The 25,856-nt window shown below is 47.7% G+C and carries 18 protein-coding genes; 13 read left to right on the top strand and 5 right to left on the bottom strand.

Annotated elements, in window-relative coordinates; all coding sequences use genetic code 11:
* Nucleotides 1-360 precede the first annotated feature (360 nt).
* The 8 genes from sdhC (at nt 361) to sucD (ending at nt 10,228) form a co-directional block, all read left to right on the top strand.
* Complete coding sequence (sdhC, locus tag KD147_RS03250) at nt 361-738, top strand: succinate dehydrogenase, cytochrome b556 subunit (RefSeq protein WP_105254189.1); 378 nt, start codon at nt 361-363, stop codon at nt 736-738.
* On the top strand, nt 729-1,076 hold the full coding sequence (gene sdhD, locus KD147_RS03245) for a succinate dehydrogenase, hydrophobic membrane anchor protein (RefSeq protein WP_105189707.1): 348 nt from the start codon (nt 729-731) through the stop codon (nt 1,074-1,076). The genes sdhC and sdhD overlap by 10 nt, the downstream gene beginning before the upstream one ends.
* Nucleotides 1,077-2,849, top strand: a complete 1,773-nt coding sequence (gene sdhA / locus KD147_RS03240; RefSeq protein ID WP_212546875.1) for a succinate dehydrogenase flavoprotein subunit — start codon at nt 1,077-1,079, stop codon at nt 2,847-2,849.
* 11 nt (nt 2,850-2,860) lie between these two features.
* Nucleotides 2,861-3,577 carry a succinate dehydrogenase iron-sulfur subunit gene (locus KD147_RS03235; protein ID WP_105189709.1) on the top strand — a complete coding sequence of 239 codons (717 nt, stop codon included), beginning with the start codon at nt 2,861-2,863 and terminating at the stop codon, nt 3,575-3,577.
* Nucleotides 3,578-3,691: 114 nt separating this feature from the next.
* Nucleotides 3,692-6,505, top strand: a complete 2,814-nt coding sequence (locus KD147_RS03230) for a 2-oxoglutarate dehydrogenase E1 component (RefSeq protein WP_212546874.1) — start codon at nt 3,692-3,694, stop codon at nt 6,503-6,505.
* Nucleotides 6,506-6,515: 10 nt separating this feature from the next.
* Complete coding sequence (gene odhB / locus KD147_RS03225; RefSeq protein ID WP_212546873.1) at nt 6,516-8,009, top strand: 2-oxoglutarate dehydrogenase complex dihydrolipoyllysine-residue succinyltransferase; 1,494 nt, start codon at nt 6,516-6,518, stop codon at nt 8,007-8,009.
* A 180-nt stretch (nt 8,010-8,189) separates the two neighbouring features.
* A complete protein-coding gene (gene sucC, locus KD147_RS03220; protein WP_105199039.1) occupies nt 8,190-9,356 on the top strand; it encodes an ADP-forming succinate--CoA ligase subunit beta in 1,167 nt (388 codons plus the stop codon).
* A complete protein-coding gene (gene sucD / locus KD147_RS03215) occupies nt 9,356-10,228 on the top strand; it encodes a succinate--CoA ligase subunit alpha (protein ID WP_105199038.1) in 873 nt (290 codons plus the stop codon). Before sucC ends, sucD begins: the two co-directional genes overlap by 1 nt.
* A 65-nt stretch (nt 10,229-10,293) precedes the next feature.
* On the opposite strand, the gene KD147_RS03210 is transcribed toward sucD, so the two are convergent.
* Nucleotides 10,294-11,196 carry a LysR family transcriptional regulator gene (locus KD147_RS03210; protein WP_212546872.1) on the bottom strand — a complete coding sequence of 301 codons (903 nt, stop codon included), beginning with the start codon at nt 11,194-11,196 and terminating at the stop codon, nt 10,294-10,296.
* 148 nt (nt 11,197-11,344) lie between these two features.
* On the opposite strand from KD147_RS03210, the gene hutH reads away from it, so the two are divergent.
* Nucleotides 11,345-12,838, top strand: a complete 1,494-nt coding sequence (hutH, locus tag KD147_RS03205; RefSeq protein WP_212546871.1) for a histidine ammonia-lyase — start codon at nt 11,345-11,347, stop codon at nt 12,836-12,838.
* A gap of 14 nt (nt 12,839-12,852) precedes the next feature.
* A complete protein-coding gene (gene hutU, locus KD147_RS03200) occupies nt 12,853-14,853 on the top strand; it encodes a urocanate hydratase (RefSeq protein WP_212546870.1) in 2,001 nt (666 codons plus the stop codon).
* Nucleotides 14,854-15,066: 213 nt separating this feature from the next.
* Here the strand turns inward: hutU and KD147_RS03195 are convergent, their stop codons facing one another.
* From KD147_RS03195 to KD147_RS03185, 3 genes are all read right to left on the bottom strand, one after another.
* A complete protein-coding gene (locus KD147_RS03195; RefSeq protein ID WP_212546869.1) occupies nt 15,067-18,399 on the bottom strand; it encodes a S8 family serine peptidase in 3,333 nt (1,110 codons plus the stop codon).
* 291 nt (nt 18,400-18,690) lie between these two features.
* Nucleotides 18,691-19,026, bottom strand: a complete 336-nt coding sequence (locus KD147_RS03190) for a zinc ribbon domain-containing protein YjdM (protein ID WP_105199032.1) — start codon at nt 19,024-19,026, stop codon at nt 18,691-18,693.
* A 187-nt stretch (nt 19,027-19,213) separates the two neighbouring features.
* Entirely contained in the window at nt 19,214-20,170 is a 957-nt protein-coding gene (locus KD147_RS03185) for an integron integrase (protein WP_212546868.1), read from the bottom strand.
* A 351-nt stretch (nt 20,171-20,521) separates the two neighbouring features.
* Here KD147_RS03185 and KD147_RS03180 point away from each other — a divergent pair, with 351 nt between their 5' ends.
* The 3 genes from KD147_RS03180 (at nt 20,522) to KD147_RS03170 (ending at nt 22,752) form a co-directional block, all read left to right on the top strand.
* Complete coding sequence (locus KD147_RS03180; protein ID WP_212546867.1) at nt 20,522-21,133, top strand: hypothetical protein; 612 nt, start codon at nt 20,522-20,524, stop codon at nt 21,131-21,133.
* A gap of 38 nt (nt 21,134-21,171) precedes the next feature.
* Nucleotides 21,172-21,528, top strand: a complete 357-nt coding sequence (locus KD147_RS03175; protein WP_212546866.1) for a hypothetical protein — start codon at nt 21,172-21,174, stop codon at nt 21,526-21,528.
* A 126-nt stretch (nt 21,529-21,654) separates the two neighbouring features.
* Nucleotides 21,655-22,752 carry a DUF4241 domain-containing protein gene (locus tag KD147_RS03170; protein ID WP_105189727.1) on the top strand — a complete coding sequence of 366 codons (1,098 nt, stop codon included), beginning with the start codon at nt 21,655-21,657 and terminating at the stop codon, nt 22,750-22,752.
* 189 nt (nt 22,753-22,941) lie between these two features.
* Here the strand turns inward: KD147_RS03170 and KD147_RS03165 are convergent, their stop codons facing one another.
* On the bottom strand, nt 22,942-25,728 hold the full coding sequence (locus KD147_RS03165; RefSeq protein WP_212546865.1) for a M16 family metallopeptidase: 2,787 nt from the start codon (nt 25,726-25,728) through the stop codon (nt 22,942-22,944).
* Nucleotides 25,729-25,856: the final 128 nt, after the last annotated feature.

Below are 25,856 nucleotides of genomic sequence, written 5' to 3'. Positions count from 1 at the left end.
CGATCATTCTAACGTACAAGAGGGGTAGAAAGTCAATTTTAATGCATATTCGTATAATAAATATTCCTCGCAGATTAAATATTATACCAATGGCTAATTCGCAAACCTGCGAGACTAAACAAGAATTGTAATATCCTCTACAGACTTATATACTGTCTGAGGTTCAATACCGTAACGTCTTTGAGTAAACCGATTATGACAAATCAGTGGAAATTCGCTTTAAAGTCGAACACCTAAAGTGAATTTTTCGCATGTCTGCGGTTTATTTCTGTGAGCGCATTTATGCAGTGATGCATAAATGGTTATAAAAACAATGTAGATGGCTCTATTTTTCAATGTGAGCAAGATGGGCAAGTAACTGTGAAAAAGCAAAGACCTGTAAATCTCGATCTAACGACCATCTCTATGCCAGCAACGGCCAAAGCTTCAATTCTTCACCGCGTCACCGGTGTAGCAATGTTCTTTGCCTTGACCTTTGTGATTTGGGCATGGGCTGAGTCTTTATCTTCTCCGGAAGGATTTGAATTTGTCAAAAGCCTGTTAACCGGGTTTGTTGCCAAATTTATCGCCTGGGGTACCCTCACCGTTCTTTCGTATCACTTCATCGCAGGTGTACGCCACTTAATCCAAGATTTGGGTCCGTGGAAAGAATTAGACTCAGCTAACGCGACTGCAAAAGCTGGTTTCGTGTTGTGGGTAATTGTTGCTGTTTTAGCGGGAGTTTGGCTATGGTCTTAAATCAAGCATCTCTTAAGCGCAATGGCGTTCAGGATTTCGTATCTCTTCGTGCTACCGCGTTAGTAATCAGCGCATATGCACTCTTTATTATTGGTTATCTGCTTTGCACTCCAGCACTAACCTATGAAGCATGGTCAGGCCTTTTCGGCAACCTAGCAATGAAAGTGTTCACGCTTGTGGCACTGACTTGCATCATGGTGCATGCACGTATCGGCCTTTGGCAGGTACTAACTGACTACGTAAAGAACGCTCAACTACGCGCGTTTCTTGGCTTCGTACTAAACCTTATGGCGCTTACTTACGTAGTAATCGGCCTATTCGTTCTATGGGGTGTTTAAGTGAAATATTCAGTTCGCGAATTTGATGCGGTAGTAATTGGTGCCGGCGGCGCAGGTATGCGTGCAGCACTGGCTATCACCGAATCGGGCAAGTCTTGTGCTCTTATTTCTAAAGTTTTCCCAACTCGTTCTCACACGGTATCGGCGCAGGGTGGTATCACCGTAGCGCTAGGTAACTCGCACGAGGATAACTGGGAATGGCACATGTACGATACCGTTAAAGGTTCTGATTACATCGGTGACCAAGACGCTATCGAATACATGTGTAAAACAGGCCCGGAAGCGATTACCGAGCTAGAAAACATGGGTCTTCCATTTTCACGTTTTGAAAATGGCCGTGTTTATCAGCGTCCTTTCGGCGGTCAGTCGAAGAATTTTGGTGGTGAGCAGGCTGCGCGTACAGCAGCTGCGGCAGACCGTACAGGTCACGCACTTCTTCACTGCCTATACCAGCAGAACGTTAAGAACAAAACCAACGTATATTCTGAGTGGTATGCACTAGATCTAGTTAAGAACGACGACGGTGCCGTTGTGGGTTGTACAGCAATCGACATCGAAACCGGTGAAGTGGTTTACTTCAAGTCTAAAGCGGTTGTCCTTGCTACTGGTGGTGCAGGTCGAATCTTCGCCTCTACCACAAACGCACACATCAACACAGGTGACGGTGTTGGTATGGCAACGCGTGCCGGCGTTTCAATGCAAGACATGGAAATGTGGCAGTTCCACCCAACCGGTATCGCCGGTGCCGGTGTACTGGTAACGGAAGGTTGTCGTGGTGAAGGTGGTTACCTTCTAAACAAAGACGGCGAGCGTTTCATGGAGCGTTATGCTCCAAATGCTAAAGACTTGGCATCACGTGACGTTGTTGCTCGTTCAATGATGACTGAGATCCGTGAAGGTCGTGGCTGTGAAGGTCCTTGGGGTCCTCACATCAAACTTAAGCTAGACCACTTAGGTGAAGAAACGCTTAACCTACGTCTTCCTGGCGTATGTGACCTGGCGAAAACATTCGCCCACGTAGATCCTGCAAAAGAGCCAATTCCAGTTATCCCAACCTGTCACTATATGATGGGTGGTGTACCGACTAACGTTAATGGTCAGGTTCTGAACATTGATGATGCTGGTAACGAAAAGCTGGTAGAAGGTCTATTCGCGGTAGGTGAGATTGCTTGTGTATCTGTACACGGTGCTAACCGTCTAGGCGGTAACTCACTTCTTGACCTTGTAGTATTCGGCCGTGCAGCGGGTAACTTCCTAGGTACTTACCTAAACGATTACCAAGCGCAGCGTGATGCTTCAACTGACAACATCGATGGTGCACTTGCACGCTTCAATCGTTGGGAAACATCTAAGCCTGGTCAAGGTGAAGATCCAGTTCAAATTAAGAAAGACCTACAGCAGTGCATGCAGCTTAACTTCTCGGTATTCCGTGAAGGTGATGCAATGGCCACCGGTCTTAAAGAACTTAAAGAAATCAAAGAGCGTCTACAGTTCGCTCGTCTTGATGACAAATCAAGCGACTTCAATACCCAGCGTATCGAATGTCTAGAACTAGACAACCTGATGGAAACTGCTTACTCGACGGCTGTTGCTGCTAACTTCCGTACCGAGAGCCGTGGTGCGCACTCACGCTTTGACTTCCCTGAGCGTGATGATGATAACTGGCTATGTCACAGTGTTTACAACCCTGAGACAGAGCAGATGTCAAAACGTGACGTGAACTACGCGCCTAAGCTGCGTGAAGCGTTCCCACCTAAAGCTCGTACTTACTAGGAGAGATGACGATGGCAACTTTAGAATTATCTGTTTATCGTTACAATCCAGATGTGGATAACGCACCGCGCATGCAGGACTACACCCTAGAGGTGGAAGAAGGCCGCGATATGATGGTGCTTGATGCCTTGATTCTATTAAAAGAACAAGATCCAAGCCTAGCATTCCGCCGCTCTTGCCGTGAAGGTGTATGTGGTTCTGACGGTGTAAACATGAACGGCAAAAACGGCCTGGCCTGTATCACGCCTATTTCTGCATTGCAGAAAAACGGCAAGGGCAAGGTAGTTATTCGTCCACTTCCAGGTCTACCGGTAGTGCGCGACCTCGTAATTGATATGACTCAGTTCTATACCCAATACGAGAAAGTGAAGCCGTACCTAATCAATGACACGCCGGCAGCAGGCGAGCGCCTTCAATCAATCGAAGAGCGTGACAAGCTTGACGGCCTATACGAGTGTATCTTGTGTGCGTGTTGTTCTACTTCTTGTCCGAGTTTCTGGTGGAACCCAGACAAATTTATTGGCCCAGCAGGCTTGCTACACGCATACCGTTTCCTAGCGGACAGCCGTGATACAGCAACCGAAGAACGCTTGGCCGATTTGGACGATGCATTTAGCGTATTCCGTTGTCACAACATCATGAACTGTGTCAACGTGTGCCCGAAAGGCTTGAATCCGACTAAAGCGATTGGTCAAATCAAATCTATGCTTCTTAATCGTTCTGTTTAAGGGCATAATAACGCAAAGAATGGCTAGACATCTGTCTGGCCATTCTTCGATCACTTACTCAATTACTGAGTAGGCTAGACAATGTAAATCTGCGCTAGATAAAAGGGCTTATAAATGCACGATGGTGTGATGAAGGCATGGCTAGAGTCTTCTCATCTATACGGCGGCAACGTTGCTTATGTTGAGGAGCTTTATGAAGCATATCTTGATGATGTGACTTCAGTGCCAGAAGAATGGCGTGTAGTGTTCGAACAACTTCCAAAAGTGGAAGGCGTGGATGTAGAAACCAAACATTCACAAGTTAGAGCCGAATTCGCCGAACTGGCAAAAAATAAACACCGAGAAGTAGTTATTGCAGAAGGGGGTCAAGGCGACCCGAAACAGATCAAAGTTCTGCAACTTATCAATGCTTTTCGTTTCCGTGGTCATCAAAATGCGAACCTTGACCCATTGGGTCTATGGCAGCGTGAACGCGTACGCGATTTAGACTTAGAATTCCACGGCCTTTCCAAAGAAGATTTCGATACCGAGTTTTATGTAGGTTCATTCGCCGCAGGCGGTGAGATGATGAAACTGGGTGATCTCTATCAAGCACTTAAGACCACCTATTGTGGTTCTATCGGTGCTGAATACATGCACATCACATCGACCGAAGAAAAGCGTTGGTTACAACAGCGTTTAGAATCGGTGCAGGCTCGCCCGCAATTCGATAGCGCGACCAAAAAACGTATCCTAAAAGGTCTGATCGCCGCCGATGGTCTAGAAAAGTACCTGGGTGCTAAATTCCCAGGCGCAAAGCGTTTCTCACTGGAAGGTGGTGATGCTTTAGTACCTATGCTGAAAGAGCTGATTCACCGCGCCGGTGAAAGTGGCCAGCAAGAAGCGGTTATTGGTATGGCCCACCGTGGTCGCCTTAACGTGCTTGTAAACGTACTGGGTAAAAACCCGTCGGCCTTGTTCGATGAGTTTGCCGGTAAGCACGACGACACCCTAGGTTCGGGTGACGTTAAATACCACATGGGTTACTCTTCAGATTTCGCAACCGCTGGCGGCAGTGTCCATATGGCACTTGCATTTAACCCGTCGCATCTTGAAATCGTTAATCCGGTAGTCATGGGATCGGTCCGTGCTCGTCTAGACCGTCTTGGTTGTGAAAGCGGTTCTAAGGCCCTGCCTATTACCATTCACGGTGACTCGGCGATCGCCGGTCAGGGCGTAGTGCAAGAAACCTTCAATATGTCACAAACCAACGCCTTTAAGGTGGGAGGTAGTGTACGTATCGTTGTGAACAACCAAGTTGGCTTTACAACCTCGAACCAGGATGACGTACGTTCTACTGACTACTGTACCGACATCGCTAAAATGGTTCAGGCGCCGATTTTCCACGTTAACTCAGACGACCCAGAAGCGGTTGCCATGGTTACCCAAATCGCCCTTGATTTCCGTAACCAATTTAAGCGTGATGTGGTTATCGACCTGGTTTGTTACCGTCGTCACGGTCACAACGAAGCCGACGAGCCAAATGCTACACAGCCTTTGATGTATCAGAAGATCAAAAAGCATGCTGTACCACGCGAAATTTATGCGCAACAGCTGATTTCCGAAGGTCTGTTCACAGAAGCTGAAATCAAAAACCTGATCGATACCTACCGCGGTGGTCTTGATGATGGTCACTGCGTGGTTGAAGAAATTGAGCCAGAGACTAAGCATTCTTCAGAATGGTCTAAGTTTGTTGGCCACGATTGGGATACGCAATACGATGCCAGCGTGCCTGTTGAAAAGCTGAAAGAGCTTGGCAACAAGGTGGCTTCATACCCTGAAAACCACAAGGCTCAGTCGCGCGTTAAGAAAATTTATGACGATCGTAAGGCCATGGCTGCCGGCGACAAAAAGCTGGACTGGGGTATGGCGGAAACGCTTGCCTACGCAACCATGGTAGAAGAGGGCACGGACATCCGCCTAACGGGTCAGGATTCAGGCCGTGGTACTTTCTTCCACCGTCACGCGGTTGTGCACAATCAAACCGACGCTGCAACGTATTTGCCACTGCAACATATCAGCGAGAACCAGGGTGCCTTCGAGGTATATGACTCGGTCCTTTCTGAAGAGGCCGTACTGGCGTTTGAGTATGGTTATGCCACGGCAGAGCCTACGTCGCTGGTTATGTGGGAAGCGCAGTTCGGTGACTTCGCTAACGGTGCTCAGGTTGTATTCGACCAATTCCTAAGCTCAGGTGAGCAAAAGTGGGGCCGTCTGTGTGGTCTAACTTGTTTGCTACCTCATGGCTATGAAGGCCAGGGCCCAGAGCATAGCTCGGCACGTCTTGAGCGTTTCCTACAGCTGTGTGCGGATCACAACATGCAGGTATGTGTGCCTTCGACTCCGGCACAGGTTTACGCCATGCTTCGTCGTCAGGCGGTACGTCCTCTTCGTCGTCCGCTTATCGTAATGACGCCGAAATCATTGCTACGTCACCCGCTTGCGGTATCTTCATTGGAAGAGCTTTCTGAAGGCGTATTCCACAACATGATCGACGAAATCGATGATCTTGATGCCAAGAAAGTTGAGCGTGTGGTGTTCTGTAGCGGTAAGGTTTACTACGAACTACTGCAAGAGCGTCGCAAGCAAGAGCTTGATAACGTTGCTATTGTGCGTGTTGAACAGTTATACCCGTTCCCTCACCAGGAAATGGCAAACATTGTTGAGCGCTATAGCCATGTGAAAGATTTTGTATGGTGTCAGGAAGAGCCACAGAACCAAGGTGCTTGGTACTGCTCACAACACCATTTCTGGAATTCAATTCCAGAGGGTGCAAACCTAACATACGCAGGTCGTAAAGCCTCTGCAGCGCCTGCATGCGGTTATATGGCCGTACATACTAAAGAACAACAAGCGTTAGTCGCTGACGCGCTTACCATTAAAAAATAAGGGATAAGAGATGACCACAGAAATCAAGGTTCCTGTTCTTCCTGAGTCAGTTGCTGACGCGTCAGTCGCAACATGGCACGTGAGTGTTGGCGACAAAGTAAGTCGCGATCAAAACCTGGTTGACATCGAAACCGACAAGGTTGTTTTAGAAGTTGTTGCACCTGCAGACGGTGTGATCACTGAAATTAAAGAACAAGAAGGCGCAACAGTGCTTGCCGAGCAGGTAATTGCCATTATCGGTGAAGCTGATGCCGCTGACGCTGGTTCTGAGCCAGCTCCATCTGAAGACAAAGCCGCTCCAGTCGCTGCTGGCGCACAAGAAGGTAAAGAAGTGGATATTAAAGTTCCTGTACTTCCAGAATCTGTTGCTGACGCAACAATCGCTACATGGCACGTGCAACCAGGTGAGGCGGTAAGCCGCGACCAAAACCTGGTTGATATCGAAACTGATAAAGTTGTTCTTGAGGTGGTAGCACCTGAAGATGGCGTAATGGGTGAGCACATCCATGGCGAAGGTGAAACGGTACTTGCCGAGCAAGTGATCGGTAAAATGAAAGCCGGTGCTTCTGCTGGCGCTGCGCCTGCTGCGGCTCCTGCTGCCGACGCATCAAGCGATGACAGTGCAGCCGACGCACTTACACCTTCAGTACGTCGTCTAATCGCTGAGAAAGGTCTTGATGCTTCACAAATCAAGGGTTCTGGCAAAAACGGTCGCGTAACCAAAGAAGACGTTGATGCCTTCATTAAGAGCGCGCCTGCTAAGCAAGAAACTGCTGCCGCTGCGACTCCTGCGCCAGTTGGCAACCGTACGCAGAAACGTGTTCCTATGACACGTCTTCGTAAGACCATTGCTAACCGTCTACTTGAAGCGAAGAACTCAACGGCCATGTTGACGACCTTCAACGAAGTAAACATGAAGCCTATCATGGATCTTCGTAAACAATACCAAGAAGTATTCGAAAAGCGTCACGGTATCCGCCTTGGTTTCATGTCTTTCTACGTGAAAGCAGTGGTTGAAGCACTTAAGCGCTTCCCAGAAGTAAACGCGTCAATCGATGGCGATGATATCGTTTACCACAACTACTTCGACATCAGCATCGCGGTATCTACTCCACGTGGTCTGGTAACGCCGGTACTTCGTGACTGTGACAAACTGTCTGTTTCTGAAATCGAAAAAGGCATCAAAGAGCTAGCGCTTAAAGGCCGTGACGGCAAGCTAACGGTTGAAGATATGACAGGTGGTAACTTCACCATCACTAACGGTGGTGTATTCGGTTCACTGCTTTCTACGCCTATCATCAACTTGCCGCAGTCTTCAATCCTAGGTATGCACAAGATCCAAGACCGTCCTATGGCGGTAAATGGTAAGGTAGAAATCCTACCTATGATGTACCTAGCACTATCGTATGACCACCGTCAAATCGATGGTAAAGAGTCGGTAGGCTTCTTGGTAACTATCAAAGAGATGTTAGAAGATCCTACGCGTCTTCTACTAGACGTATAAGCGTCATATTTGCATAAAAATTAAGCTGCGGCCCTTGTCGCAGCTTTTTTTTGCCACCTTTAGTCGTACTAGGGTTTTCAAGCATTGCCATGAGAACTATACTAGGTGCGCAATTTGGGATGGTTGAATAAATTGCATATTTATTCAGCTCTTTTAGTACAAAAAATTGGATAAAGCATCATGAATTTGCATGAGTATCAGGCAAAACAACTTTTTGCCGAATATGGTTTACCAGTTTCTGAAGGCTACGCATGTGACACGCCTCAAGAAGCTGCTGAAGCCGCTGATAAAATCGGTGGTGACAAATGGGTTGTTAAATGTCAGGTTCACGCCGGTGGCCGCGGTAAAGCGGGCGGTGTAAAACTAGCTGACAGCAAACAAGAGATCAAAGATTTCGCTCAAAACTGGTTAGGTAAAAACCTAGTAACTTATCAAACTGACGAAAACGGTCAGCCAGTTGCTAAGATCCTTGTTGAAAGCTGCACAGACATTGCTAACGAACTCTACCTTGGTGCTGTTGTCGACCGCGCTTCACGCAAAGTTGTTTTCATGGCGTCAACTGAAGGCGGTGTTGAAATCGAACAAGTTGCAGAAGAAACGCCTGAACTAATTCACAAAGCTGAGATCGATCCTCTAGTTGGTCCTCAAGCTTACCAAGCTCGTGAACTAGGCTTCAAATTGGGTCTTAACCCAACACAAATGAAGCAATTCGTTAAGATCTTCATGGGTCTTGCGAACATGTTCAACGATTTCGATTTCGCTCTACTTGAAATCAACCCTCTAGTAATCACAGAAGAAGGTAACCTTCACTGTCTAGACGGTAAAATCGGTGTTGATGGTAACGCGTTGTACCGTCAGCCTAAAATCCGCGCTATGCACGATCCTTCGCAAGAAGACGAGCGTGAAGCTCACGCGGCACAGTGGGAACTTAACTATGTTGCACTAGACGGTAACGTAGGTTGTATGGTTAACGGTGCAGGCCTAGCAATGGGTACTATGGACATCGTAAACCTACACGGCGGTAAGCCAGCTAACTTCCTAGACGTTGGTGGCGGCGCGACTAAAGAGCGTGTAGCTGAAGCGTTTAAGATCATCCTTTCTGACGACAACGTTAAAGCTGTTCTAGTTAACATCTTCGGCGGTATTGTACGTTGTGACATGATCGCAGAAGGCATCATCGGTGCAGTTAAAGAAGTGGGCGTAAACGTTCCTGTAGTTGTACGTCTTGAAGGTACTAATGCTGAACTAGGTCGTGACGTTCTTGCGAACTCAGGTCTAGACATCATTGCTGCAGAATCTCTAACAGACGCTGCTGAAAAAGTTGTTGCTGCTGCGGAGGGCAAATAATGTCTGTACTAATTAATAAAGACACTAAAGTAATCTGCCAAGGTTTCACTGGTGGTCAGGGTACTTTCCACTCTGAGCAAGCACTGGAGTACGGCACGCAGATGGTAGGTGGTGTATCACCTGGTAAAGGCGGTCAAACTCACCTTGGTCTACCTGTGTTCAACACAGTACGTGACGCAGTAGAAGCAACTGGCGCAACTGCATCAGTAATCTACGTACCAGCACCTTTCTGTAAAGATGCAATCCTTGAAGCTATCGATGCTGGCATCGAGCTTATCGTTTGTATCACTGAAGGTATCCCAACGCTAGACATGGTTGACGTTAAAGTTAAGCTTGATCAAACTGGCGTTCGTATGATCGGTCCTAACTGCCCAGGTGTTATCACTCCGGGTGAAACTAAGATCGGTATCATGCCTGGTCACATCCACAAGCCTGGTAAAGTAGGTATCGTATCTCGTTCTGGTACGCTTACTTACGAAGCGGTTAAGCAAACTACTGACGCTGGCTTCGGTCAGTCTACTTGTGTAGGTATCGGTGGTGACCCAATTCCTGGTACTAACTTCATCGACGTACTAGAGATGTTCGAAAAAGATCCGCAAACTGAAGCTATCGTAATGATCGGTGAGATCGGCGGTACAGCTGAAGAAGAAGCGGCAGCGTACATCAAAGAAAACGTCACTAAGCCTGTAGTATCTTACATCGCTGGTGTTACTGCTCCTCCGGGCAAACGTATGGGCCACGCTGGTGCCATCATTGCCGGTGGTAAAGGTACTGCTGACGAGAAGTTCGCAGCCCTTGAAGCAGCTGGCGTACAAACTGTACGTTCACTTGCCGATATCGGTAAAGCGCTTAAAGAGAAAACCGGTTGGTAATCTCCGCATAACGCTTATGAAAAACCCGCCTCTTGGCGGGTTTTTTGTTTCTGCAAGACGCCTACTTACGCCATGGCATTGTGACAGCGCTTCATTTCTTCTATCAGCGCCTGTGCTAACGGTGAGGCGGAATTGCTTTTTGAGGTGATCAACACCACAGGAATGGTATAGCTATACACCTCGGGCAGGATGGCCTTAAACAACCCCTTGTCCACCCAATGCTGGGCATAATGCTCGGGTAGGTAACCGATAAACTTCCCGGATAAAATCAAATGGGCGATACCTTCGTCATGATAGGCGATGGCACTGTTTTGATAATTTAAACCATCATTTCGGCTTTCCCTGTCGCGCATATAGTTACTGGTGATCACCTCTGCATCTTGCAAGAGTTCGGTAATGGCGGACGTTTCACAGTCGAACAGGGGATGGCCCTCGGCGCAATACAGGTAGTTGGTTTCATCATGGAGTGGGTAATAGTCCAGGCCTCTTAAATGATGGCGGCTTACGCCTATGCCCACCAGCGCACGACCATTAACCACAGAGGTTTCCACCTCGCGCGCCTCACACACATTGATATCGAACTGAACGTTGTTGCCTCGCTCTTTAAGTTCGGCAATAACGTGCGCAACGGCGCAGCGCGGGTCGCTGACCAGGGTGTCTATGATGGCCAGGCTGACCCGACCCGATAATTCATTTTTTGAGGTCGCGACCGTGCTGGCAAAGGCCTCGCATTGCTGCAACAGCTCCAAAGAGGCCTGATAGGTAATGCGTCCGGGCTCGGTGAGTTCGAATCCGCTGCGTCCGCGTTTACAGAGCTTAATGCCGAGGCGTACTTCTAAGTCCGATAAATGTGAACTAATGGTTGATCGGCCAATGTTTAAGCGCGATTCCGCCGCCGCCAATCCGCCACATTCGACAATCGCAACAAAGATGCGTAGTAAGCGTAAATCAACATCATGAACTTGCACCAGACCCCCTTACTGTTTGTTATAAGCTTTAGTTCGATAAAATCGGAATGAATTACGATTATTATGTATTTATAAAACATCTATGGCAAGTTAGCATGGCCGTATTAAGCAGTATTGCTTTGCACAGACAACGAGTTAGGAGAATAAGATGACGTTTAGATATGGTGTAGACCAGCTAAATCTTGACATTGTTAATGGCATCGCCGATGGCAGCATTAAAGCCGAGCTTTGCCAACAAGCACTGGATAAAATTAATAAAAGCCGCCAGAATGTTGATGTGATGGCCGCTTCCGATAAGGCCGTATACGGTATTAATACCGGCTTTGGTCCTTTGTGCGATACGCAGATCTCACCAGAAGAAACCCATCTTTTACAAAAAAACCTATTGATCACCCATGCCGTGGGTGTGGGTGAGCCTATCGCCAAATCAATTTCAAAATTGATGCTGATCACTAAGGTGCACGCCTTAAGTCAGGGCTTCTCGGGTATTCGCCTGGAAGTGGTAGAGCGCATGTTGGCCTTCCTGGAGCTAGATCTTATCCCCGTGGTGCCTGAGCAAGGCTCGGTCGGTGCATCGGGTGACCTGGCGCCGCTTTCACATCTATTCCTGCCACTGATCGGCGAAGGTGAATTCTGGCAAGACGGTAAAGCCGTACCAGCGGCACAACTGCTTGAAGCCAATGGCTTAGCGCCGCTTGAGCTGCACGCCAAAGAAGGCCTGGCGCTAATTAATGGTACCCAGTTTATTCTTTCACACGGTATTACCGCGCTGACTAAGATGCGCTACTTGCTTGATTTAGCCGATTTAGCCGGTGCCATGAGCATTGAAGGCATGCAGGGCAGTGCTTCACCATTTAGAGAAGAGTTGCATGCAACCCGCCCGTTTGAGGGTAACATCGAAGTGGCCAAGCGCATGCGTTCTTTCTTCAAAGACTCACAGAACATGGCCTCGCACACTGACTGTGACCGCGTGCAAGACCCTTACTCACTGCGTTGTATCCCGCAGGTACATGGTGCGTCACGTAATGCCTATAACCACCTAAAAGAGCTGGTAGAAATCGAGATGAACTCGGTGACCGATAACCCAATCGTGATCAGCTCAGAAGAAGCGATTTCTGGCGGTAGCTTCCACGGTCAGCCATTGGCCATGGTATTGGACTATGCATCGATTGCCGCAGCCGAGCTTGGCAACATCGCCGACCGCCGTTGTTATTTAATGCTTGAAGGCCTGCACGGTCTGCCACGTTTATTGACCACCTCCGGTGGCTTGAACTCGGGCATGATGATCCCGCAGTATGCGACGGCAGCCTTGGTAACAGAGAATAAATCACTGTGTTTCCCACCGTCGGCAGACAGCGTACCTACCTCTATGGGCCAGGAAGACCACGTATCCATGGGTAGCATTTCGGGCAGAAAGCTGAATCAAATCCTGGGTAATCTGGAAAAGATTTTTGCCATCGAATTGATGTATGCGGCACAAGCTATCGAGTTCCGTCGTCCGAATAAATGCTCTGAGATCATAGAGAAAAACTTCGCCATTATTCGCGAAAAGGTGGCCAAGCTTGAAGAAGACCGTCTACTTAAGCCGGATATCGATGCCATGATTGAACTAGTTAAAGCACAAGCGTTTAGCGTGAACTAAGGGGGCTAATTACAATGAATTTCCAAGAACAAATTAAACAAGGTATTCCCAGTGTTTTACCTGAGCCAAAGCCATACCCGGCCGGTGTTAACCGTGCGCCAAAGCGTAAAGACATTCTTAGCCCAGAGGAAAAGCAACTGGCGGTGCGCAACGCCTTGCGTTACTTCCCTAAAGAATGGCACCAGGAACTTGCCGCTGAATTTGCCGAGGAACTGAAGCAGTTTGGCCGTATTTACATGTATCGTTTTAAGCCTAACTATGACATGAAGGCGCGCTCGGTCTCTGACTACCCGGCTAAATGTGAGCAAGCTGCGGTCATCATGTTGATGGTCGACAATAACCTGGACCCAGCCGTTGCTCAGCACCCCGAGGAGCTGATCACTTACGGTGGTAACGGTGCGGTATTCCAAAACTGGGCCCAGTATCTGTTAACCATGAAGTATCTGAGCGAGATGGAAAAAGACCAAACCTTGCACATTTACTCGGGTCACCCTATGGGGCTGTTCCCATCATCAGAAGATGCGCCGCGCGTGGTGGTGACTAACGGTATGATGATCCCGAACTACTCCAAGCCGGATGACTGGGAGAAGTTCAATGCCCTGGGCGTAACTCAGTACGGGCAAATGACCGCCGGTTCATTTATGTATATAGGCCCACAGGGTATCGTACACGGTACAACTATTACGGTAATGAATGCCTTCCGTAAGGTGCTTGAAAAAGGCGAAAGTCCGCAGGGTAAAATTTTCTTAACCGCGGGCCTGGGCGGCATGAGTGGTGCGCAGCCAAAAGCGGGTAACATCGCCAACTGTATTACCGTGTGTGCCGAAGTGAACGCCAAGGCCGCGATTAAGCGCCACGAGCAGGGCTGGGTTGATGAGCTGATCGACAACATGGATGCCTTGATTGAACGTGTTCGTCAGGCGCAAGCCAATGAAGAAGTGGTGTCTATCGCCTACGTGGGTAACATTGTTGATGTATGGGAAAGCTTCTACGAGCAAGAAATCTTTGTTCACCTGGGTTCAGACCAAACGTCACTGCACAACCCTTGGTCGGGCGGTTATTATCCGGTTGATATTACGTTTGAAGAGTCAAACCGATTGATCCGTGAAGAGCCAGAAGTATTCAAGGTTAAGGTACAAGAGACCTTGAAGCGTCATGCCGATGCGGTAAACAAGCACACGGCCCGTGGTACCTATTTCTTTGATTATGGTAATGCCTTCTTATTGGAAGCGTCGCGCGCCGGTGGCGATGTGATGGCCGAAAACGGCATCGATTTTAAATATCCGTCGTACGTGCAGGATATTCTTGGTCCTATGTGTTTCGACTATGGCTTTGGTCCATTCCGTTGGGTATGTGCCTCTGGTAACCCGGAAGATCTGGATAAAACCGATGCCATCGCCGCAGAAGTACTGAACAAGATCATGGCCGAATCGCCGGAAGAAATTCAGCAGCAGATGCAGGATAACATCACCTGGATCAAAGACGCCAAGCAAAACAAGCTGGTTGTGGGTTCACAGGCGCGCATTCTTTACGCCGACGCCCAAGGTCGTATGGAAATCGCTAAAGCCTTTAACGATGCCATTAATCGCGGTGAAATTGGCCCGGTCGTACTAGGTCGTGACCACCATGACGTGAGCGGTACCGACTCACCGTTCCGTGAAACATCAAACATCTATGATGGCAGCCGTTTTACCGCGGATATGGCGATTCACAACGTGATCGGCGACAGTTTCCGTGGCGCAACCTGGGTCTCTATCCACAATGGTGGCGGTGTAGGCTGGGGTGAAGTAACCAACGGTGGTTTCGGTATGCTGCTTGATGGTACTGAAGGTGCCGAGCGTCGCTTGAAATCCATGCTGTTGTTCGACGTAAACAATGGTATTGCACGCCGTAGCTGGGCCCGTAACGAAGAAGCCAACTTCGCGATTAAGCGCGAAATGGCCCGTACGCCTAAGCTGAAGGTAACCTTGGCAAACCTGGTTGATGACGAGATCCTCAATAACTTGTCATTCTAATTTGCCGAACAAATGTAATTTTAAAAGGAAGCCTAAGTGCTTCCTTTTTTTATCCCTACTTGATGTTTCCCCAGCCAGTTTTGTTAGGGGATTAAATTGTCTGCAATGCGTTTGCCCGAGAGTTATCAACAGCGTACTGGTTGCATTAAGGCTAGTTATAAAAACGCCACCGCATAAAAAGCAGTGGCGTTTGTGTATTAGCCGTTGCAAGATTTAATTACAACTGGTCGCGGCCATCGCTTTATCTTGCTTGGTATCGTGATCAACCTCAACGATATTAGCAAAACCGTCTGTACAGTTTTTAACGTTGGCATCAAAGCTAAAGGTCGCCGTGCCACCGGCTACGGACTCCACGCGTAAGTCCGTGCCTATCATAGGCGTTGTGCCGGTTCCTTTATACCAATAGCTGCTACCTAGGGTGCCGTTATAGTTTTCAGCCCCGACCGTAGCCGTACTTAGGTCACCTAATTGTGCATAGGCGAACCAGATACCTTGAGTAGGGCCATTGAGTACCCAAATTTGGAAGCTATAGCGGTTGGCGGCGTCGCCAAACTTAGGGACATTGTCCCATTCGTAGACGGTGTATTGGTCAGGGCCGGCACTGAGAACGGCAACACGCCACTCGGCACCGTCACCGTTGACACCCATATTCAGATCCATCCACAAAGGCGCTAACAAATTATTAGGCACAGCACTGCTAGGCATATTTGTATTGCTAGCGGAAGTGGCTAGCATGCTTGAAATGCCGGCTTCCAAAGTACCGTTGACCGACCAGATCACCGAACTGTATTGCTCACCATTGTAGGTAAAACTAGGTACATTCAAGATTGTGCCGCCGTCATCGCAGTTGCCAGGGCAGCCAAAGGGGTTAACACCAAGACTAGCCAAAGAAACATAGCCGAATGGGGCGGGTGAGGCATTGACTGCTAACCCACTGGTATTGAGTGTGCCGCTCCAGCTCGCATGATTACCCTCTATGGTAAATGGGGTCAGGGTGCTGCCACCATCTATCACAGCCGATTCCGAGCCGGGAACCACTTCGAGTTCCTCAGGAATATGGTCACTGAGGTTAATAACATCAGTGTATGGGCCATTGTTTATCTGGATAACATAGCTAAGGGTGTCGCCTATCTGTGCCTGTGGTTGGCTTACGGTTTTACTTAGGACGCCAGCTGCTGTGGTATCTATGGCTTTTACGGCGATGGGCAGGTGCAGATCCGGGCCATCGCCATCTCGGTTAAGGTTGACCTGACCAAACTGCCAGCCGCTGGCAAAGCGAGTGTCTGCCGTGACTGTCACAGTGGCAGTTTCACCGGCCTTTACTTTGAGGTGAGAGGGACTAACTGAAAAAGAGGCATCGCCATGACTTTGTGTCGTTAAGTCCATATGAACCGTGTGCGCGGTGACATTGGTAAAGGTGCGAGTCCAGCTACAAGTGGCCAGACACTGGCTGTCTTGCATACTGGCGATATTTAAGGTTTTTGGGTCGCCACCCTCGTCCGGGTTGGCGCCAAAGAAGTTTAACGGTGATTCATCCAGTACCAGGTCGGCTTCGACGGCACGAGATAAATCAATACGCCCGGCGCCCATATCAAAGGCGTCCGCCGGGGTTACACCATCTTCCTTGCGCACCATTGAATTGTCACTGGTCATCATCAATGCCGAGCGAATCATATAAGGGCTCCAGTCGGGACGCGCCGCCGATAAAATAGCCGCAGCCCCGGCATGGTGGGGGGAAGACATGGATGTGCCGCTGAGGAACCCAAATTCTGCGGGGGCACTCGGGTCATTGGTATTTACCGCCGCCAAGATGCTGACGCCAGGTGCTGTTATGTCTGGTTTTATTATATCAAGTCGATTATTTGGGCCGCGAGAGCTAAAGTCAGCCATGATATCTGCGCTTTGCTCATCATCTTGTGCACTGAAGCCACTGATTGACGCGACCGGGTTAGTTACCGAGGCAACCCAAGCCTTGAGGGTATCGCCGTCACTGACGCCGACATGAATACCTGGAATAAAGTGAGCATCGGCCGAGACCGACTCACCCTGCGCTGCAAGATTTGCCAACACCAGGCCACCAGCACCACCGGCGGCAACATTGGCACCTTTGGCCACCCGGGCGATGGTGCCGCGGTCACAGATCACGATTTGACCGTCAAAGTGTCCAGTAGGGAAAGGCTCTAGACACTGAGCGGGCTGGGTGTCATTGCTCGAGCCGTTATTGGTCGGGTAATCACCCGCATAGACAATGGGTGCAGGGCCATAGCCCGAAGTGAATCCAACACTATTTATATCGGCGAGGCTGTCGGTATCCGAACTCATATCAATTAGGCTATTGGCCAGTACGCGGGTATGTGTACTGGCGCCCGTAGTGCCTACCCAGGGAGCATTGTGGCCGTTCGTTGATGCGCCGGGCCCGCCATTACCGGCAGAGGTCGCGACATAAATACCGGCGGCAGTGGCATTAAGAAAGCCCAGGGCAACGGAGTCATTGTAGGGATTGCTGCCACCTGAGATGGAGTAGTTAAGCGAGTGAATACCATTGGGTAAGTTGGAGGCATCAATTACAACTTGTTCTACAGCCGCCAATAGCGCTGAGCCTGGGCAGGTTTCGATACACACATCGTAGGCGATAATATTAGCTCTAGGTGCAACACCAGAGATAGCGCGCGTCATGCTTGTTGTCGGTGCGTATATTTCAGCACTCAGATGATTTCCCGCTACCGTACTGGCGGTGTGTGAGCCGTGCCCGTCACTGTCCTCCGGGGATGGATAGTTAGCGTCAAAGGGGACGAACGACCAGGCGCCAATAAGCTTGTCGTTACAAAAACTGGCATCGGCAACATCGCAATAGCTGCCGGGTACATAGTTACCAGAGCCCAAAGGATTGATATGTTGATAGCCGTCGGAGGTTATCGGTGCAAATGAAGGGTGATCCGCATTAATACCGGTATCAAGCACAGCTACCACTATGCCTTCGCCTTGGGAATGGGGCACATTGCTCGGTGAATTGCCCCAAATTACTTCGGCATTAATCCATTGTGGTCCAGAATCGGTATTTAGGGTTTCATGGCGTTCCAGGGCGATGCTTTTAACACCTGGCATACTGGCCATGCGTTTAGCCTCGGCAGCGCTCATCTCCAGCGCCATGCCATTAAACACCCATTGATAATCGTATTTGACGCGATTATTCAACTTGGTGCTGGCTAATAGCTGGCGTTGTTGCTCTTTTAAAAATTTTCTATAGGCCTGCGAAGGCTTGCTTTGAGTATTGAGTTTCTTTGCCCCGGTAATTTTATTACTGGTTGGTGCTAGGCCCTTAACGCCACCCTCATAGGTGGCCACGGGAGCGGATTCAAGTTCAACGATATATATACGGCGCTCAGTATTAGTTTGAATTGCTTTTTGCTGTACGTTTAGCTGCGTATTTAATTTCGAGGGTTGATTTGGCGCCAAACTTAATTCGTTGGCAAGGGTCGAAAAGCTAAGCGCGGAACTAATGGCAAGAGCAATTGTGCTGGTTGTTGTTGTGATCTGTTTGTTCATTGTCGAACCTATATCAATAAAGGGAAGAGTTTATGAGGGCAAAAAGATACGACCCAATTCCAATTGACCTTTAGTACCAGATTTAGGTTAGTTAAAGTTTACAAAACAGCAACAAAAAATTAGTAATTTAGTACTGCTTTTTGCATCTTTGAATGCTTTTATTTATGCCTGCTGCAATTAAAAGTTCGCAATCAACAGCTTACCTATTGACCGCTAATGTAAAAAGAAGACTAGGGGGTGTTACAGGCTGGCAGAAAAGGCCAGCCGCAAAGAGGCGATGATTAACCTTGGTCAGGCTTTTTTAACAAACTTGGCGGTGATCATCATTTCGCCGACGCCATCAACCTTACAATCCAGCTCATGGTCTTTGCTGTCTTTGATGCTGCGGATCTGCGCCTTGGTGCCTATTTTCATAATCATGGAGCTGCCTTTGACCTTAAGGTCTTTGGCCAGCGTCACCTTATCGCCGGCGTTAAGTTCGGTGCCGTTGGCATCCTTGGCGGTGATCAGCTCTTCTTCGGCCAGTTGGGCCGGATCCCATTCATAGCCACACTCGGGGCAAATAAGTTGATTTTGATCTTGATACACATAGGGAGAATTACAATTTAAACAAGCTGGGTGGGCCATAATGCTCGGGCTCTTTAGTTTACTGTACGCCAATAATAAAACTTCTCAGCACAGGGATCGAGCGCGCAGTGAATTTAGGCGGTGAATTAAGGCTTAAAATATGCCAAAGACGAATAAATTATCATACCTATACGGTGACAGATAGGCAATTTAATGGTCGGATCCGCGCCGAGAACAGACCTTAGGTTTATTGTCGATCAATGGGGCTGACCGTATGACTAAATCTGGAACCTACTACATGCGTGTAGATTTCTGTTGTTTTTAAATCGGTGTGCCCAAGTAGCTCCTGAACCGTCCTAATGTCTGTACCATTTCGAAGAAGTTCGGTGGCGAAGGAATGTCTGAAAGTATGCGCTTTTACACGTTTACCAATATCAGCACACAGAACGGCTCTTCTAAGGTGCTTCCTAAACGCTGACTCATGAATATGATGCCGACATACATAACCATCATAGGGGTGAACACAGCGAGTTGTTGAGGGGAAAAGATATTGCCATGAAAAGTCTTTGAGAGCGTTTTTGTACTTACGCATCAGTGCAGGAGGTAACGATGTGAATCCATGGCCTTCGCTCACGTCTTTATTGTGTATCGTTTTTACTTTATCTATCTGGTTGGCAATGGCATGGTTCAATGATTTGGGTAAAATTGAATACCTGTCTTTTTTACCTTTACCTCTAAAGACGAATATTGTGTTGTCTGCCAGATTGATATCTTTAACCCTGAGGCTGAGAGCTTCATTTATTCTAAGACCGCTCCCATATAAAATTGATGCTATTAACCAATGAATGCCTGTCATGTGAGACAGAATCTTTTTTGCTTCGTGATGGGTAAGAACGCTTGGTATGCATTGTTCTCTTTTAGTAAATGAATAGTTCAGCCCGTGAATTTCCTTTTTAACTACATAGCGGTAAAGGAAAATGATGGCACACAAGGCTTGGTTTTGTGTTGCTGCGCTGACTTGGCGATTTATGGCTAAATGATTTAAGAAACGTTCTATTTCATGGTTACCCATCTTATTAGGGTGCTTTTTATCGTTGAACAAAATAAATGATTTAATCCATGTTAAGTACACTTTCTCTGTTTTAAGGCTGTAACGGCGTGTCCGTAGCTCTGTTCGAACGGTTTCCAAAAATGGTGATTGCATCCTGATCTCCTTTTGGATTTGGAGCTGTATATATATACAGTTATAAGTGGATGTGTTGAAAATATCAATGAAATGGCACGTTATGTAATGAAAAAAATGGCTCGTTTATGTGCCAATGAAATATAGGTATCTGATATTTATTAAAAAAATAAATTGCATAGCGAGCCAGTGAAGGCTCGAATAAATGAAGGCACGTTTTTTATGGCTTACTTCTTGATTGCGTGTGAGAAAAACACCTGATAACTTGGTGTTATTATTAAATAAAATTTTTATTAGTGAGAGTTACTCCTGCTGTGGATAACTTCCTTAACCGGGAATTCGCACTAATAAGCTGTTGTACGGATTAGATGGATGTCACGTAACTTCGTATCTACACTAGCTCGCAGCCTCACATGGGCTTGTTTTCTTATTGTCTCTATCATTACAGCTGGTTTGAGCCTCGCGCCCGAGTCTGAGCGTGATCTTGTTGGTCAGTTTCAAGCAGCAGTTTTCTTTTCCGGCATTCCGGTGGTAGCTGTAGCCGAGTTTCATATCCAGCGTTTCGAACTAAACCGAGGGCTAGCATCTGTTGGTTTGTTCTTCGCCCTATTATTGCTGGTGCCTACTTATTACGCAGTTTCAGTCATGGCAGCACACTCCGAGACCTCAACTGGTTGGTTGTTATTGGCAGGGTGGGCTTTTACATTCGTTGGAGTTATTTCGCTGTTTGCACACTCACGGATAGAGTGGTACCTCGTTGCAGGTTTTGGGGCTTTTTTTCTTTCAGGTTGCATACTATTGCTCGTACTCAGCCTATGGTTTTGGCCTCAGTTCTACTACGGGTATATCAAGCCAGAGGGACATTTACAGTGGACACCATGGTTTATGGCTGCCTTGGGGCTAGTTGTTTGGTTTGCATTATTTTTACTTAATGGCCGCTTTAAAAAAGCCATACAACAAGTCGCTCAAGCGGATCTGGCCTAGTCGGCCGACCCCTTAGCTAAACGTTATATGGCACAAATATGGCTCGGTGTTTATTTCTAATTATTGCGTTATTCTCATGGCAAGTTAGCTCAAATGAAATTTGTGATGCTAATTCAAAAAAATGTGCTCAAGTGGGTAGTGCAGCGGCTTGGATGCTGTCGATTATTGAAACCTCACAAGAGTCGTGTGGCGCAAATAATGAAATAAGCCAATGGTTAAAATCAAATCATTGGCTAGTTGAGCAGGTTAAAGCTAACGAGTCAGAATATGATTATTTAGCTCAAATGCAAAAAAGAACATATTGGAGCTCTAATAATTCTGAGATTGCTCAACAGTGTTCAGAAATAATAACTTTAATTAAAAGTGGCTCACCTCTAAACTCTGAGTTAAGGTAAGTGCCATATAACAAGCTAATAAATAAGGACAAAAAACAGTTTGCTGTTTTCGTTCCTCAACATTTTAGCAAACAATTTTTTGCCCATTATTAGGGCGTTAGGTGAAACCGGAATTCGAAATCGAGCATGAAAAATATATTTAATTTCTTTAAAAAAACGAATAGTTTCAGTGACCGAGTAGATTCTCCTGAAGATAGAGTCAAAGCGTTTATTTCTCACTGGCATGAACAATGGTCGAAAGCCCGAAAAAAAATGGGCGAAAATGTAGATTTCGATTATTGGGGTAATCAAATATCGGAAGTTGATGAGACCCACTTCATTACTGGCCGAAGTTCAGGATCTAGAAATTCTATTGGCTTAGCACCTGATTATGATCCTAAAACAGAAAAAATAACAGAATGCGAAATTGATGGAGAAATCGCTCAAGTATTTACGGAGATTTACCAAGAGTCACGTAAGTTCTCAAAGTATCACGTTTATGAACTTGTGCGTGATGTAGAGAGTGGCTGGAAAATAACTGATATATTTACACTCTTTCACCCACCTAAGAGTTCTGTCATCGATGTTAATAAGCATGCAGAAATCCTAGCTATGAGCAGCGAAGATGCTCCTTTCATGGAGAGAGCGAAACATATAGATCTCAATGAAAATACTCTTTTTCAAAAAGTTCGCAATATTAAGACCCCACATTTAGATGAAGGTGAGGCAAGATTGGAACGAATCGGAAATCTACGAATCAGTTCCGGGGTTGTCGGTATTTTAGATTTTGGCTATGACATTTACGACTTTGAACCTCTGCATAGAAAAATAAAGCCAGGGGAGTACCCAGTAGAAACAGTCACAATACATGACCGGGTTGCTGGTATTCGAGTCAAATTCAGCGATAGCGAAGAACCAATAAAATGGCATGCAGCTAACACTCCAAGTGGTAACGGAGTTTATGGCGTAGATGCAGGGAATTTAGCTATATTTGATGTGAGTAAGCTCATGGTATTAAACAGAATAGGGAAAGAAAAAATCTTTAATGGATGGTGCATTTCAGGCAAGCCTGAATTAGTGTCAATGACAAGCACGAATGACTGCGTTATATCCACAAGTGGCTTTGGTGATGGCGCTTATCCTGCATATTGGGGTGTCAACAAACAAGATGAAGTAATCTCTCTATATATCGATTTCATGATACTTGTAAAAGAGAATGAAAACGGCATATATGAATCAATCTAAATCACCTTATAAAGTGCTGCTAGGGATAAACCTACGCTGCGCTCCGGTTTGCCTCAGAGCAAAGCGCAAAGCGTTTCCACCACTCACTCTTTTCTCACAGCCCGCTCTGAGCATCAATCTCTATAAACAACCCATAAACAAGCCCCTGCATAGGCAGGGGCTTGTTTTTTCAAAGATTAAACTTGGTGCTTAATCCAGGTAAGTTACTTCACCTAGATTTAGACTTTCGATTTGCTCTTTGATCTTGGCTACATCACCGACGATCACCCAGGTCAGTTGCTCAGGTTTAATCACCTTCTTGGCCTCTGCGGCCAGGGTGTTTGTATCCGGCTTACGAACCAGCTCGGCGTAATTTTCCAGATAGGTGACGTCACGGTCTTTACTGTAGGCATCCGCCAGTGAGTTAAGCAGTGACCACTTCTTCTCGTAACGACCGGGTAGCTTAGCCGTTTTATTCGATACCACCTTGGCCAGCTCTTCATCGGTTGCCGGTTTATTGCCGATATAACCATTGAGTTCTTTTAGGATTTCCTGAATAGACTCTTTGGTTTTATCGGTTTGCACCGGGGCGTAAACAAAGAAGGGGCTTTGCGCATTGGTATCCATAAGAATGGTGCGCGCGCCATATGACCAACCCTTGTCTTCACGCAGGTTCATATTCATGCGCGAGGTAAAGCTGCCGCCTATGATGGTGTTCATCATATCCAGGGTTACTTCATCCTGAGCGCTTAATGATTGGCTGTTTGGACCCAATAGGCCAGAGATGATCAAGGACTGCGGCGACTCAGGCTTGTTCAATACAAATACCCGTGCTTTTTCAGGAATGGCCACATCGGCGATATCAAGTTTCGGTGCCGCTGTTTGTGGTTTTTCCCAGCTTGCCAAAGCCGTTTCCAAGGATGTTTGTAGTTCGGCTTTATCGATATCACCAACCACTACTAAACGGCCCAGATCCGGACGTAACCAGGTCGAAGTAAAGGCTAATAAGTCATCACGACTGATTTGCGCGACCGATTGCTCCGTGCCTGAGCCGGTTAGCGGCTTACCATAAGGGTGGTTTTCGCCGTAGAGCAGCGGCGGTAACACGCGCAGGGCATTGGAGCTTGGGCTCGCCTTTTCCTGCTTAATACCTTGAAGCAGCAGTTTACGTACACGCTCAATGTCGCTATCGGCGAAGCGAGGCTTTTGCAGCACATCGGCAAACAGTGCCAGGCTTGGCTGCCAGTTGGTGGTCATGGCCGACATCATCACCGAGGTTTTATCCAATCCGGCATTGGCCGAGATGGACGCACCTAAAGATTCGAGCTCGGCAGCCAGTTGCAACGCGTCGCGCTCGCCGGCACCTTCATCAAGCATGCTGGCGGCGAAATTGGCAACACCAGGCTTGTCGTTAGCATCGGTGGCGGTACCGCCGGCAAAGTCTAAACGAATGTTGATCACCGGGGTATCGCTGCGTTTAGCCAGTACCACTTCTAGGCCATTGCTCAGGGTAAAGCTGTCAACATCAGGAAGGTCCAGGGCAGGAACCTCGCCGGCGCTGGGCACACCCGTGCTGCGATCCACGCCTTGGTCGTTGGCGCTCAGTTCGGCAAATGGGTGAACGGTCAGTACAAAGTCGCCGCTACTTAACCACTTGTTAGCCACCATCTGAATGTCGCTCGGTGTCGCATTGGCGGTAATGGCAAAGGCTTCTTTATAATAGGTGGGGTTATTGTGGTAAACGGCGCCCGAGGCCAATACGTCGGACTTACCGCCAAAACCACCCACGCCTTCCACATTTTTTACCCAGCCGGCGGCATTGGCAAATTTAATGCGGCTTAGCTCTTCGGCCGTTGGGCCCTCGGCGATAAGACGGGCTATCTCTTCATCGATAATGCGCTCAATTTTGTCGATATTGTTTTTATCCAGGGCATCGACCCCTATCATCAGCTGACCGGCCAGGGTGCGCTGATAGTTAAAGGCAAAGACACTTGAAGCCAGTTGCTCGTCATACACCAGGCGCTGATACAGACGAGAGTTTTTACCGCCGGCCATGACATCGCTTAACAGCGACAGGTATTCACCATCGACACTGCCTTTTTCCGCCGTGTTCCAAACCTTGAGAATACGTGAGGCTGGCACGCGGTCTTGCATTACTAAACGAGTCTGTTCGTCACGCTTGGCAATCCATTTTTGCAGCTTGGCTACCGGTTTACCCGGTTTAATATCGCCAAAGTACTTACCCACTTTTTGTTTCGCCGTCTCAACATCGATATCACCGGCTAACACCAACACCGCATTGTTCGGGCCGTAGTAGTCTTTAAACCATTGGTGTACGTCGTCTAACGACGCCGCGTTTAAGTCTTCCATTGAGCCGATCACAGACCAGGAGTAGGGATGACCTTGAGGGAAGGTATTCTTCCAGATGTTGTCCCACATGGTGCCGTAAGGCTGGCTTTCGCCCTGGCGTTTTTCATTTTGCACTACGCCACGTTGCTCATCGAGCTTGTCCTGCGTGATGGCGCCAAGCAAGTGGCCCATACGCTCTGACTCCATCCACAACGCCATATCCAGCGCCGGGGTTGGTACGTTTTGGAAATAGTTGGTTCTGTCCGAGTTGGTGGTACCGTTTTGCTCGGTGGCACCGGCACGCTCGAACGGACCGAAATACTCGTCGTCGTAGTTCTCGGTGCCGTTAAACATCAGGTGTTCAAACAAATGGGCAAAACCGGTTTTACCCACTTTTTCATTTTTGGCACCCACGTCATACCAAACGTTGACGGCAACTATGGGTGCCTTGCGATCGGTGTGAACGATAACCTTAAGGCCGTTATCCAGGGTGAAAGAGTCGTATTTGATATCTACAAACGGATAATTAGCGGCATTTTGTGCAACTTGTTGTTGCTGTGCCGAGGTTTGCGTATCGCTGGTGGCAGAGCAGCCGCCAAGAGAGATCATCACTGCCACACTGAGGGCACTGAGTGTCATCTTATTCATGGGAGTCCTTATTAATATAGTTGGTGTCCTATGTATCCAAAACTAATCTAACACTATATTGGGAACGGTTAAATTGAACGCGTTAGTCTGCAGCAATAAAGTTGTAAGCAAATGTTTAATATATAATT

Source organism: Pseudoalteromonas sp. BDTF-M6, from assembly GCF_018334135.1.
In the GTDB taxonomy this organism is placed as follows: domain Bacteria; phylum Pseudomonadota; class Gammaproteobacteria; order Enterobacterales; family Alteromonadaceae; genus Pseudoalteromonas.
This window is presented reverse-complemented; position numbering and strand designations above follow the sequence as displayed.

Excerpts from the sequence above, each read along its gene's own strand:
- sucD (WP_105199038.1), top strand. The coding sequence starts at position 9,356 with ATGTCTGTACTAATTAATAAAGACACTAAAGTAATCTGCCAAGGTTTC.
- KD147_RS03165 (WP_212546865.1), bottom strand. The coding sequence starts at position 25,728 with ATGAATAAGATGACACTCAGTGCCCTCAGTGTGGCAGTGATGATCTCT.
- sdhD (WP_105189707.1), top strand. The coding sequence starts at position 729 with ATGGTCTTAAATCAAGCATCTCTTAAGCGCAATGGCGTTCAGGATTTC.
- KD147_RS03230 (WP_212546874.1), top strand. The coding sequence starts at position 3,692 with ATGCACGATGGTGTGATGAAGGCATGGCTAGAGTCTTCTCATCTATAC.
- sucC (WP_105199039.1), top strand. The coding sequence starts at position 8,190 with ATGAATTTGCATGAGTATCAGGCAAAACAACTTTTTGCCGAATATGGT.
- hutH (WP_212546871.1), top strand. The coding sequence starts at position 11,345 with ATGACGTTTAGATATGGTGTAGACCAGCTAAATCTTGACATTGTTAAT.
- KD147_RS03185 (WP_212546868.1), bottom strand. The coding sequence starts at position 20,170 with ATGCAATCACCATTTTTGGAAACCGTTCGAACAGAGCTACGGACACGC.
- KD147_RS03190 (WP_105199032.1), bottom strand. The coding sequence starts at position 19,026 with ATGGCCCACCCAGCTTGTTTAAATTGTAATTCTCCCTATGTGTATCAA.
- KD147_RS03170 (WP_105189727.1), top strand. The coding sequence starts at position 21,655 with ATGAAAAATATATTTAATTTCTTTAAAAAAACGAATAGTTTCAGTGAC.
- KD147_RS03180 (WP_212546867.1), top strand. The coding sequence starts at position 20,522 with ATGTCACGTAACTTCGTATCTACACTAGCTCGCAGCCTCACATGGGCT.
- KD147_RS03175 (WP_212546866.1), top strand. The coding sequence starts at position 21,172 with ATGGCTCGGTGTTTATTTCTAATTATTGCGTTATTCTCATGGCAAGTT.
- odhB (WP_212546873.1), top strand. The coding sequence starts at position 6,516 with ATGACCACAGAAATCAAGGTTCCTGTTCTTCCTGAGTCAGTTGCTGAC.
- KD147_RS03195 (WP_212546869.1), bottom strand. The coding sequence starts at position 18,399 with ATGAACAAACAGATCACAACAACAACCAGCACAATTGCTCTTGCCATT.
- KD147_RS03235 (WP_105189709.1), top strand. The coding sequence starts at position 2,861 with ATGGCAACTTTAGAATTATCTGTTTATCGTTACAATCCAGATGTGGAT.
- hutU (WP_212546870.1), top strand. The coding sequence starts at position 12,853 with ATGAATTTCCAAGAACAAATTAAACAAGGTATTCCCAGTGTTTTACCT.